The 11,721-nt window shown below is 65.9% G+C and carries 10 protein-coding genes; 6 read left to right on the top strand and 4 right to left on the bottom strand.

The genetic code is table 11. The features are described 5' to 3' along the window. The first annotated feature begins 84 nt into the window (after window positions 1-84). The 3 genes from pruA to ACLMAL_RS11730 all read left to right on the top strand — a co-directional run bounded on the left by pruA (window position 85) and on the right by ACLMAL_RS11730 (window position 4,314). Window positions 85-1,737 carry an L-glutamate gamma-semialdehyde dehydrogenase gene (gene pruA / locus ACLMAL_RS11740; protein ID WP_411999082.1) on the top strand — a complete coding sequence of 551 codons (1,653 nt, stop codon included), beginning with the start codon at window positions 85-87 and terminating at the stop codon, window positions 1,735-1,737. Then, window positions 1,737-2,711: a proline dehydrogenase family protein gene (locus ACLMAL_RS11735; protein ID WP_411999081.1), complete on the top strand. Its 975-nt coding sequence runs from the start codon at window positions 1,737-1,739 to the stop codon at window positions 2,709-2,711. Before pruA ends, ACLMAL_RS11735 begins: the two co-directional genes overlap by 1 nt. 169 nt (window positions 2,712-2,880) lie before the next feature. Next, on the top strand, window positions 2,881-4,314 hold the full coding sequence (locus ACLMAL_RS11730; protein WP_411999242.1) for an amino acid permease: 1,434 nt from the start codon (window positions 2,881-2,883) through the stop codon (window positions 4,312-4,314). 96 nt (window positions 4,315-4,410) lie between these two features. Here the strand turns inward: ACLMAL_RS11730 and ACLMAL_RS11725 are convergent, their stop codons facing one another. Continuing rightward, window positions 4,411-5,310: an EamA family transporter gene (locus ACLMAL_RS11725; protein WP_411999080.1), complete on the bottom strand. Its 900-nt coding sequence runs from the start codon at window positions 5,308-5,310 to the stop codon at window positions 4,411-4,413. Window positions 5,311-5,648: 338 nt separating this feature from the next. Between ACLMAL_RS11725 and ACLMAL_RS11720 the strand changes: the two genes are divergently transcribed. Further along, window positions 5,649-6,164 (top strand): Lrp/AsnC family transcriptional regulator, encoded by a 516-nt coding sequence (locus ACLMAL_RS11720; RefSeq protein ID WP_411999079.1) that lies wholly within the window; start codon window positions 5,649-5,651, stop codon window positions 6,162-6,164. On the opposite strand, the gene ald is transcribed toward ACLMAL_RS11720, so the two are convergent. Beyond that, on the bottom strand, window positions 6,161-7,267 hold the full coding sequence (gene ald, locus ACLMAL_RS11715; RefSeq protein WP_411999078.1) for an alanine dehydrogenase: 1,107 nt from the start codon (window positions 7,265-7,267) through the stop codon (window positions 6,161-6,163). The two genes, ACLMAL_RS11720 and ald, sit on opposite strands and share 4 nt — an antisense overlap. A 173-nt stretch (window positions 7,268-7,440) precedes the next feature. Then, window positions 7,441-7,983 carry a PadR family transcriptional regulator gene (locus ACLMAL_RS11710; RefSeq protein WP_411999077.1) on the bottom strand — a complete coding sequence of 181 codons (543 nt, stop codon included), beginning with the start codon at window positions 7,981-7,983 and terminating at the stop codon, window positions 7,441-7,443. A 98-nt stretch (window positions 7,984-8,081) separates the two neighbouring features. Here ACLMAL_RS11710 and ACLMAL_RS11705 point away from each other — a divergent pair, with 98 nt between their 5' ends. Together ACLMAL_RS11705 and ACLMAL_RS11700 are read left to right on the top strand one after the other, a co-directional pair. Further along, entirely contained in the window at window positions 8,082-8,642 is a 561-nt protein-coding gene (locus ACLMAL_RS11705; protein WP_411999076.1) for a hypothetical protein, read from the top strand. A gap of 26 nt (window positions 8,643-8,668) precedes the next feature. Further along, the gene (locus ACLMAL_RS11700) at window positions 8,669-9,979 is read left to right on the top strand and encodes a carotenoid oxygenase family protein (protein WP_411999075.1); all 1,311 of its coding nucleotides are present in this window, start codon (window positions 8,669-8,671) and stop codon (window positions 9,977-9,979) included. A 134-nt stretch (window positions 9,980-10,113) separates the two neighbouring features. On the opposite strand, the gene ACLMAL_RS11695 is transcribed toward ACLMAL_RS11700, so the two are convergent. Next, a complete protein-coding gene (locus tag ACLMAL_RS11695) occupies window positions 10,114-11,619 on the bottom strand; it encodes a bifunctional phosphatase PAP2/diacylglycerol kinase family protein (protein WP_411999074.1) in 1,506 nt (501 codons plus the stop codon). Between the last annotated feature and the right edge of the window lie 102 nt (window positions 11,620-11,721).

Raw genomic sequence — 11,721 nt, 5'->3', positions numbered from 1 at the left:
CTTCCTGCCGTTTTCCGGTGTTGACTACCGCTCAATCGTCGTCGTCCACGACTTTTCGAAACTCCATACCCCCCAGGAGGATTCATGGACACCATTGCGACCACCCCGCAGCCGGTCAACGAACCGGTAGGGACCTTCGCCCCCGGCAGCGCGGAACGTGCGCGGTTGCAGGCGAAACTGGCCGACCTGCAGGCAACGCCGACCGAGATCCACCATGTCATCGGCGGGGTGCACCGGCGCACGCTCGGTCCGACCATCGACGTGGTGCAGCCACATCGGCACGCCGCCGTACTCGGCACGCTCACCATGGCGGGACCGGACGACGCCAGAGACGCGGTCGAAGCGGCCACCGCCGCAGCGCCGGGCTGGCGTGCGTTGTCGTTCGAGGACCGCGCCTCGGTCTTCCTGCGCGCGGCCGACCTGTTGTCGGGCCCGTGGCGCGAAACAATCGCCGCCGCGACAATGCTCGGGCAGTCGAAAACCGCCTATCAGGCCGAGATCGACGCGCCCTGCGAGCTGGTCGACTTCTGGCGCTTCAATGTGCACTTCGCGCGACAGATCCTGGCCGAGCAGCCGATATCGACCGCCGGGGTGTGGAATCGGCTCGAATATCGCTCACTGGAGGGGTTCGTCTACGCGATCACCCCGTTCAACTTCACCGCGATCGCCGCAAACCTGCCGACCGCGCCCGCGCTGATGGGCAATACCGTGGTGTGGAAGCCCGCGCCGACGCAGGCGGTCGCCGCCTACTGGACGATGAAGCTGCTGGAGGCCGCGGGCCTGCCGCCAGGAGTGATCAACCTGGTGCACGGTGCCGGCCCCGAGGTGTCGGACGTGGTGCTGCCCGACCGCAGACTCGCAGGCATCCATTTCACCGGCTCCACCAAGACCTTCCAGCACCTGTGGCGTGCCGTTGCGAACAACATCGCCGACTACCGCACCTACCCGCGCCTGGTGGGGGAAACCGGCGGCAAGGATTTCGTGCTCGCGCACAGCTCCGCCGACCCCGCGGTGCTGACCACGGCGCTGATCCGCGGCGCCTTCGACTACCAGGGTCAGAAGTGCTCGGCTGCCTCGCGTGCGTTCGTCCCGAAATCGGTGTGGACGAAGATGGCGGGCGATCTCATCGACAAGGTCTCCGCACTGACCTACGGCGACGTCACCGACTTCGGCAATTTCGGTGGCGCGGTGATCGATAAGCGCGCCTTCGACCGCAATGCCGACGCGATCGCCCGTGCCAAGGCGACGCCGAGCCTGACGATCGCCGCGGGCGGCCACACCGACGACAGCGTCGGCTACTTCGTCGACCCCACCGTATTGCTCGGCGACGACCCCACCGACGAGGCGTTCAGCACCGAATACTTCGGTCCGATCCTCGCCGTCCACGTCTACGACGATGCCGTCGCCGGATCCTTCGACGCCGCCCTCGATCTGGTCGATCAAGGCTCGGCCTACGGTCTGACCGGCTCGATCATCGCCGAGGACCGCAATGCCGTCGCGAAGGCGACCGACAGCCTGCGTTTCGCGGCGGGCAACTTCTACATCAACGACAAGCCCACCGGCGCGGTCGTCGGTCAGCAGCCCTTCGGCGGTGGTCGCGCGTCCGGAACCAACGACAAGGCGGGCTCGCCTCAGAACCTGCTGCGCTGGACCTCCGCACGCACCCTCAAGGAAACCTTCGTCCCGCCGACCGACCACCGTTACCCGCACCAGGCAACCGAATCGGAGACCCTGTGATGGCAAAGTCCGGACTGCTGCGGCCCGCCATGCTGGCCGCCTCGCGCTCACCGCGCATCGAGCGCACCGTCTCGCGGATGCCCGCGACCAGGAAACTCGTCGACCGGTTCGTCGCCGGCCGATCCGAGGACGAGGCGATCGCCAGCGCCGCCGCCCTGCTCAGCTCCGGCAGGTACATCACCATCGACTACCTCGGCGAAGACACCACCGAGCTCGATCAGGCAATCGACACGGTGTCGCATTACTTGGAGCTGTTGTTGCAGCTGGCCAGGTTGCGCGAGCTGATCGACAACACCGGATCCATCGTCGGGCCGCTGGAAGTGTCACTCAAGCTCTCGGCACTCGGGCAGTCCCTGCCCGGTGACGGGCACACGATTGCGCGAGATCACGCCTACCAGATCTGCGCTGCCGCAGCCGCAGCCGGCGTGTGGGTCACCATCGACGCCGAGGATCACACCACCACCGATTCCACGTTGTCCATCGTGCGGGAGCTGCGCGCGGACTTCCCCACACTCGGCACCGTGCTGCAGGCCTACCTGCACCGTACCGAATCCGACTGCCAGGAACTGGCGGGTCACGGTTCGCGTATTCGCCTGTGCAAGGGCGCCTATCGGGAGCCCGCCTCGGTCGCCTACCAGCGCAAGACCGACGTCGACGAGTCCTACCTGCGCTGCCTGCGCGTGCTCATGAACGGCGACGGCTACCCGATGGTCGCCACCCACGACCCGGCGATCATCGACGCCGCGCAGCGCTTCGCGACGGAGGTGGATCGCAAGGCCGACGAGTTCGAGTTCCAGATGCTCTACGGCATCCGGGACGCCGAGCAACGACGGTTGGTCGAGGAGAAACATCACCTGCGGGTCTACCTGCCCTATGGCGACCAGTGGTACGGCTATTTCATGCGCCGCTTGGCCGAACGTCCGGCCAACCTGGCGTTCTTCCTGCGCTCGCTCGTTCCGGGCAGCCAGCGCTGAGCGCCGCACCGGGGGCACGGGCTGTCGTCCGATCGGACAAACGCACCTGAACGTTATTTATCCAACTCGCCGATCACACCGCAGCTGTGGTCGTATTAGCTAGCTCCAGCTGAATGTGTGATCTGGGTTACTGCATGGTGGCAGTGACGCAGAGGACGAAAGGATGTCTATGTCCATCGCGGAGTTGCGCAGCCAGATGTTGCGCCGCAAACCCCTACGGGAACTCGACGACGATGTGCCCGCCGATGAGCAGCTCTCGCGATCGCTCGGCCTGTGGCAGCTCACGGCAATCGGCGTCGGCGGCATCATCGGCGCAGGCATTTTCACTCTCGCCGGCGCGGTCGCGCACTCCGTCACCGGTCCCTCGGTGCTCATCTCCTTCCTGATCGCCGGCGTCGCCAGCGCCGCCGCCGCACTCTGCTACGCCGAGTTCGCGGGCATGGTGCCCAAGGCCGGATCCGCGTACACCTACGGCTATGTCTCCCTCGGTGAGATCGCGGGCTGGTTCATCGGCTGGGACCTGCTGCTCGAATACATCGCGGTGGCCGCGGTCGTCGCCATCGGTGTCTCCGGCTACTTCCGATTCCTGCTCGAACAGGTCGACGTCTCGCTGCCCGACTGGATGATGGGCGCACACGGCACCGGCGAAGGCCATGTGATCGACGTTTTCGCGATGCTGTTCTGTCTGGGCACCGCATGGCTGCTTTCGCGCGGCATCAAGAGTGTCGGCCGGTTCGAGACCGTCGCGGTCGGCATCAAGGTCGCCCTCGTGGTGCTCATCGTCGTGCTCGGTGTCTTCCACATCGACAGCTCCAATTACACCCCGTACTTCCCGTTCGGCACCGGTGCGGTGTGGACCGGCGCGGCCACGGTGTTCTTCGCGGTGTTCGGCTACGACGCGATGAGCACGGCGGCGGAGGAATCCACCGACGGCAAGAAGCACCTTCCGAAGGCCATCATCTACTCGCTTGCCATCGCGATGGTGCTCTACGTCCTTGCCACCCTGGTGCTGACCGGTATGCAGAAATACTCCGAGATCAGCCCGACGAGTGGCTTCTCCACCGCCTTCGAATCGGTCGGTATGCCGGGCATCGCGAACATCATCGCGATCGGCGCCATCGTCGGCATCGTCACCGTGGTGCTCACCTTCATGCTCGGCGTCACCCGCGTGTGGTTCGCGATGAGCCGCGACGGGCTGCTGCCCGAGTGGTTCGCCAAGACCCATCCCGTGCGCAAGGTGCCGACCAGGGTGACCTGGATCGTCGGTATCGGCGCCGCGGTAATGGCGGGTCTGCTCGACATCACCGTGGTCGCAGAACTCACCAATATCGGCATTCTGATGGCCTTCATCGTCGTATCGGTGGCCGTGATCGTGCTGCGCCGCACCCGGCCCGACGAGCCGCGCGAGTTCAAGCTGCCATTCATGCCGGTGATCCCGCTGATCGGCATCGGCTTCTCGATCTATCTGATCTGGTCGCTGCCGTATCAGACCTGGGTGCGCTTCGTGGTCTGGCTGGTTGTCGGGCTCGCCGTCTACTTCACCTACTCCCGCACCCACTCCAAACTCAACGCGGACGCCGCAAAACCGGCTACCGCAGGCTGATGAGGGGCGATAGGGGTGGCGCGTACTCGCGCCACCCCTATCGTGTTTCCGGGCCCATGACGTGAGCCCTTACGGCATGACCGGCACCGAACCGGCTCAGCTCACCGGGCTGCCCGATTCGGCACCCGTGCGCAGCCGATCTCGGCGTGAGCGCGTGGGCACAGCGAGCATCACGAGCGCGAGAGCCAGCACCGCCAACCCACCCCAGGACACCATCGGCAGGCGTTCACGGAGGACGACAACCCCAAGTAAAGCCGCGACGGCAGGCTCGGCGAAGGTCAAGGTGACGACCACCTGCGCCGTGGTGTGCCGCAGGGCGTAGCCGAACAGGCGGTAGGCGACGAACGTCGGGAACACCGCAAGATGCAGCGCCACCGCCGCCCCACGCAGGGTCAACAGCCAGGACATGTCGGTGCCGAGCACGACCGGCAGCACCAGCAGGCCACCGATGCCGAACATCGTCCCCATCACCGAGTTGGACGCGTGGCCTCGCGCGATGAGTTGCGCGCTGATCAGCGAGTAGACGGCATAGCACAACCCCCCGACAGCGGCGAGCACGATGCCCACGAGATCCACCGGGGCGCTCCCACCGCTGAGTTCGGGGCCGAGCACCAGAACTGCGCAGCCGAGCACCGCCGCGGCCGTGGCGCAGAGCCACCGCCTACTCGGGCGGGCTCGCCCGATGATCCAGGCGAGCAGACCGGCAAAGACCGGGGCGCTGCCGAGAGTGATCACGGTGGTGACGGCAACGCCCGTGCGCGCGACGGCCGGATAGAAGGTGATCGGATAGCCCGCGATCGCCACCGCTGCGAGCAACAGCAATCCCCACTCGGCGCGGGTACATCGCAGGCGGGCGCCGCGGTGGGAAAGAAATAGCAGCAGACCGCCGAGGGCGAGACCCGCCGAGCCGATGGCAGCGGCCGGTGCGCCCACCGGGGCCAAGGAGCCCGCGGTTCCCGTCGTACCCCAGAACACCGAGGCGGCGAGGATAGGCATCGGCCCACTGAAGAGGCTGGACCGCGGGCGGTGAACGGACTGGGAAACAGGCAGAGACGTGGTGCGATTCGGCACAGTCGTGAACTTCCGTCGTCGAATTCCGGTGGGATGTGGATTCGAAACGGGCGCACGACACAGCCCGGACTACCCTCACGGGTCAGCCGGGAATGTTTATCGAGAAGTCAGCAGGTGCGCCCGGTCAGGCGCACGGCGGCGGAGTGACGACATGCCAGTACGTGTTCACCGGTCGATCGTATACCGAGGCCGCCGGAAATAGCCTCCGAATATTGTTTGTCGAGCGGCAGATCCGGCGAACGATGTTCTGTACCGTCGAGGTTGTGCGGAAGAACGAGACGCCTGCGGTACCGGCCGTCACCAGCAAGCCGAGTCAGGTCGTCCCGATCGATGACATCGACCGGGTCCTGCTCGATCAGCTCGCGCGCGATGGACGCATCACCAACAATGCCCTCGCCGCGATCGCGGGGATCGCGCCATCGACCTGTCTCGGTCGAGTCAGATCGCTGGTCGAACGCGGCGTGATCCGGGGGTTCCACGCCGATATCGATCCGGCCGCGCTCGGCCGGAACCTACAGGCCATGATCGCGGTTCGCGTGCACGGCAACGCGCGCCAGCACCTCGCCCAGTTCGGAGAGCAATTGTCCGAACTCGACGAGGTGCTGAATGTGTATTTCATCGCGGGCGCCGATGACTACCTGATCCATGTCGCCACGGCGAACACCGACGGGCTGCGGGTCTTCGTGCTCAACCATCTGAGCGCGCATCCCGCGGTCGCCTCGACCGAAACGATCCTCATTTTCGAGCACGTACGGCCACGAAACCGCATATTCCCCTAGGCGGCCAGCTGCTGTGCCACGTAACGGTGTGCGGCAGCGACTGATTCGGACAGCAGCACACCCTTGTGGGTGCTGAGCCCGTTCGCCAGGCCGGCATCCGCGGCCGTCGCGTCGCGCCATCCGCGATCGGCGATCGAAATCGCGTACGGCAGTGTGGCATTGGTGAGCGCGACGGTCGAGGTGTAGGGCACCGCGCCGGGCATATTGGCCACACAATAGAAGACCGACTCGTGCACCCGGTAGGTCGGGTCCGCATGGGTGGTCGGCCGGGAATCCGCGAAGCAGCCACCCTGATCGATCGCGATGTCGACCAGCACCGAGCCCGGCTTCATCTGCGCGACAAGCTCATTGGACACCAGCGTGGGCGCCTTCGCACCCGGCACCAGCACCGCACCGATCACCAGATCGGCTTCCCGGACCAGGTTCTCCACCTCGAAGCTGTTGGAGATGATGGTGCGCACCTGTCCCCGGTACTGGGCGTCCACCTCACGCAGCCTCGCGATATTCAGGTCGAGGACCGTCACATCCGCGTGCATACCCACGGCGACGGCGATCGCATTGCTACCGGCGACGCCCGCACCGAGCACGACCACCTTGGCGGGCCGCGCACCCGGCACACCACCCATCAGCACGCCGCGTCCACCGCCGCTGCGCATGAGGTGGTAGGCGCCCGCCTGCGGAGCAAGCCGTCCCGCGACCTCGCTCATCGGAGCCAGCAGTGGCAGCGCCCCGTCCCGGCCGGTGACCGTCTCGTAGGCGATCGAGGTGATGCCGGACTTCAGCAGCGCGTCGGTGCAGTCCTTGGACGCCGCCAGGTGCAGATAGGTGAACAGCACCTGGTCCTCGCGCATCCGCGAATACTCCTCGGCCACCGGCTCTTTCACCTTGAGCACCAGGTCGGCGACGCTCCATACCTCGTCGGCGGATTCCAGCACGCGCGCGCCGAGGACCCCGTATGCCTCGTCCTCGAACGCCGAGCCGCGACCGGCCCCTGCCTCGATGTATACCTCGTGTCCACGGGAAACCAACTCGTGCACCCCGGCGGGTGTGCACGCGACCCGGTACTCGTGATTCTTGACCTCGCGAGGAATTCCGATCTTCACCAAGACTCCTGAACGTCGATTCGTCGGATTGCGATCGGTGTCCCCGATGAGGCGGGGATCACCACACGAGAGAGTATGAAGATTATGCAAGATCAGATCTAGATGGATGAATATAGTTCTCAGATTTAGCTAGATTGACATTATCGATTCAGAATTCAGAGCTTTCCGAGGCCTCAGCTTGAAACATCTTCGGAGTTGCCACCCGGCGGCAGCTGATCGAGCGCCCACTGCGCCCACTGCTGATTCATCGCATAGAACCGCTGACCCCACACCATCGCCATCCGGCCATAGTTGGACAGGTCGTTGTCATCCCAGTCGGTGGTCGCCTCCAGCTCCGCAAGGGCCGCGACCCCTTTGGCGGATCCGGCCTCGATGTCGGAGAGGTATTCGCGCGCCTGCTCCTGCGGAATGACACCGAGGAAGAACACGCGCAGCAGCATCTCGTTGCGCACCACACGTTTCGGCTTGGTGTCGGTCAGCCAATCTCGGAGATCGGCCCGACCGGCATCGGTGAGCGTGTACTCCTTGCGGCCACGGGGCCCTTCGTCCGACACGGCAATGAAATCCGCGTCGGCCAGCTTGGCGAGCTCGGTATAGATCTGGCTCTGCGTTGCAGGCCAGACGTTGGCCAGCGAACCCTTGAATCGCTGCAGCAAGTCATAGCCACTGGCCGGGCGGTCGGCCAGCAGACCGAGCAGGGCGTATCGAAGGCTCATGCCCTCACCCTACATTCCACTATTGACATGTGGAGAGGCCACTCTCTAATTTAGACATGTCAGAACTGGAATGTCACGGCACTAGGAGCTCCACGAACATGTCGTACCTGCGCACCTTCGCACCTTGGATCGCCTACGCCGTGATCCCGTCCGCGCACTGGCAGTGGGCGGCACTGATCGCCTTCGGCATCTCCGCCGTCACCATCGCCCAGCAGACCAGGGCGGGCCTGCGCGTGGAGGCAATGATCATCGATATCGGTTCGGCCCTGTTCTTCGCCGCACTGACGGTGCTCGCCTTCGCCGACCCGAACACCGCCCTGCACCCCTATACCCCAGCGATCTCCTCCGGTGTGCTCGCGATTATCGCGGGTGTTTCCTTGGCCGTGCGGATGCCGTTCACGCTGGGTATCGCCAAACAGACCACGCCGCGCGACCTCTGGGAACACCCGGTCTTCATCCGCACCGGCTACATCATCACCTCCGTGTGGACTGCGAGCTTCGCCGTCGGCGGCATCGCCCTGGCCGTTCTGGCCCACTCCTCCTCGACGCTGCGCACCGGCGCCCAGGTGGCCGCCTTCGTGATCCCGATGGTGTTCACCATCCGCTATGTCGCCTATATCCAGGGCCGGGCGCAAGCGCTCGGCCAGCCCTTTTCCTGACTCCCCGCGATAGATCGGTGTCGCCCATGACTACTCCGCTCCCCCACCTGATCGGCAACTACGCGCCCGTCACCGAGGAACTCACCGCCTACGAGCTATCGGTCACCGGCCGGATTCCGGCCGAGCTGAGCGGCTGGTACCTGCGCAACGGCCCGAATCCGCACGCCGCCGCCTCGTCACACTGGTTCCTCGGGAACGGGATGGTGCACGGTGTCCGGTTACACAATGGGCGCGCGATCTCCTATCGCAACCGGTGGGTCCGCACCTCCACCTTCACCGACGGAGCCCGTAGCTACGACAGCGAAGGCAACAGGGATCTCGCGGCCGGCGTCGCCAACACCCACATCATCCGACATGCGGGACACACGCTGGCACTGGTCGAATCGTCCTACCCGTACGAATTGACCTGTGAGCTGGACACCGTGGGCCCCTACGACTTTCAGGGCAAGCTGCGCACCGCGATGACCGCGCACCCGAAGACCTGCCCGGCCACCGGTGAGCTGCATTTCTTCGGCTACGACGTCACCGGACCGACCTACCTGACCTATCACCGCGCCGATGCCGCGGGCAATCTGCTGCTCAGCCGCCCCGTCGACGTACCCGCCGCCACCATGCACCACGACTTCAACCTCACCGCGGAGCACGTCGTATTCATGGATTTGCCGGTGGTTTTCGACATCGAGACCGCGATAGCCGGGGCGGGAATGCCATTCCGGTGGCGCGACGACTACCAGGCCCGCCTCGGTGTGCTGCGTCGGGACGATCCGCACGGCGAGATCCGCTGGTTCCCCATCGATCCCTGCTACGTCTTCCACTCACTCAACGCCCACGACGAACCGGGGCGCATCGTGCTGCATGTGATGCGCTACCCGCAGCTGTGGCGCACCGAATCGCACACCTACGACGAGGCCAGCCTCTGGCGCTGGACCATCGACCTGACCACCGGCACTGTCACCGAAGAGCAACTCGACGACCGCGCCGCGGAGTTCCCACGAATCGACGACCGACTGGCCGGACTGGACGCCCGCTTCGGACACGTCACGGTGTCCGGTGAATCCGGGACCGGCGCATTGATCCGCTATGACCTGCATACCGGCAGCCGAACCGCACACGAGTTCCGCACGGGACAGCTCCCCGGCGAAGCCGCCTTCGCCCCTGCCGACGATCGACCCGGCGGCGCCGGCTATCTGATGACCTACGTATACAACGCCGATACCGATCGCAGCGACCTGGCTGTGCTCGATGCGACAGACCTGGCCGCGCCACCAGTTGCCACCATCCACCTGCCCGCCCGCGTCCCGCACGGCTTCCACGGCAACTGGCTGCCCGATCTCTGACCGGCGTCATGCCGCGGCGGGTCGGCCACCTGCGAACCAGGTGCCGATGGTCCACGCTTCGATGGCCGGGTCGGGTCGGCGCCCACCGCGTCAGCGGGCCACCATCGAGCTCCTCGATCGGAACAACCAGCGGGTCAGGAGTTCTCATCCGGTGGCCGGAACAGAGTGAGCGCGGCAGGTTGACTGGTGAAGGTGAAGTCCTTGCCGCGATGGTCGACCTCGCCGTCGGTGGCCAACGAGACGGGAGCATGGGCGACGCCGACATCGAGCCGATCGGCCTGACGGTGAACGTAGGTCGCCGAGCGTTCCAGCGTTCCGGTGAGGGTCGCCCAGATCAGCCGGGTACGCGAGAAAGCGAGGTCAGCGCGCAGATAGCGGATGTCGAGGGTGCCGCGGTGGATTTCGGGGCGCGACATCGGGATCTGGTGCGACGGGTGGTAGCGGCCGTTGCCGACGAACAGCATCCAGATGGCCGTGTGCGCGCCATCGATAGTGGTGTGCAATGGCTGCGCGCGAAAAAGTAGTCGCACCATGGCAATTCCCGCGGCGGGCCATTTGCCGATGCGGGTCTCCCACCGCTCACGCAGTCGGACGAAGTCCGGGTAACCGCCGAGACTGGCTGTGTTGATGAAGGTTTGGGGTTCGGATCGGTCGAATTGCACGCGGGCGGTGTCGATCCGGACCACCTCCCCCGCGTCGAGGGCCCGGAGCGTCCGTGCCATGTCCTCGACGCCCGCGTCGCGCGCGAAATGGTTGAGTGTGCCGCCCGCGAACACCGCGAGGGGCAGTCGGTGGTGCACGGCTGCGGCCGCCACGCTCGACACGGTCCCGTCGCCGCCGAGGACACCGAGCGCGACGATGTGCTCGCGGCCGAGCAGATCGTCGAGTTGCGCCTCGAGGTCGGCCTCGGCGTCGAGCTCGAGGACCTGCGCCGCGGGCAGGCGCGTCCGCAGCTGTTGCAGGGCGTCGTCGGCGGCACCACTGCCGGAGAACGGGTTGCCGACCAGGAGCAGCCCGTTCCCGCCTTGCACCGGCTCGATCCGTGCGCTCGGCCCGAGCGTCGCCGGATCGTCGGGACGCGCCGCCCACCAGCGGCGAGTTGCCAGGGCAATCGCACTCCCGAGCGCCGCACCTGCGACGACGTCCGATGGCCAATGCACCCCTATGTGCACCCGCGAATATCCGACCGCTAGTGCAATCGGCGCGACCAGAACCCCCGCCGTCGGCGATTCGAGCGCGACACCCGTCGCGAAAGCCGCAGCCGAGGCGGCGTGTCCCGAAGGAAACGACGACGACACCGGCGGTGAAACCAGTCTGCGCACGAAGGGCACCGACTCGTCCGGCGGTCGCCGCCGCGGAAGCAATGGTTTGGCAATGCCATTGGCCACCGCACTCGCGACACTCACCGCGAGCAGCCCACGTACCGCACCGCGCCGCGGGGCACGACCACCGACCACGACGAGGGCGGCGGCCACTCCCATCCACAATCGGCTGTAGTTGGCGCTCATGCTCAGGCTCCGCAGTAAACGGTCGGCTGCGGTGGGTGGCACCCGCGCGCTGCGGTCTACGAGCAGCCGATCCAGGCCGTTCGTCCGCCCGTGCAGCTGCGCGCTCGAAGTCTTGCGCTTTCGGCGTCGCATTGCCAAAGCCTATCGACTGTCACTGAGCCGCGTCGTCGCCATCGGCTCGCCGACTGTCTTCGGCGGTGTGCCGATCATCAAGACTTCGGTTCCACCACAAGA

The sequence above is a fragment of the Nocardia sp. CWNU-33 genome, from assembly GCF_046764895.1.
Classification (GTDB): Bacteria; Actinomycetota; Actinomycetes; order Mycobacteriales; family Mycobacteriaceae; genus Nocardia.
This window is presented reverse-complemented; position numbering and strand designations above follow the sequence as displayed.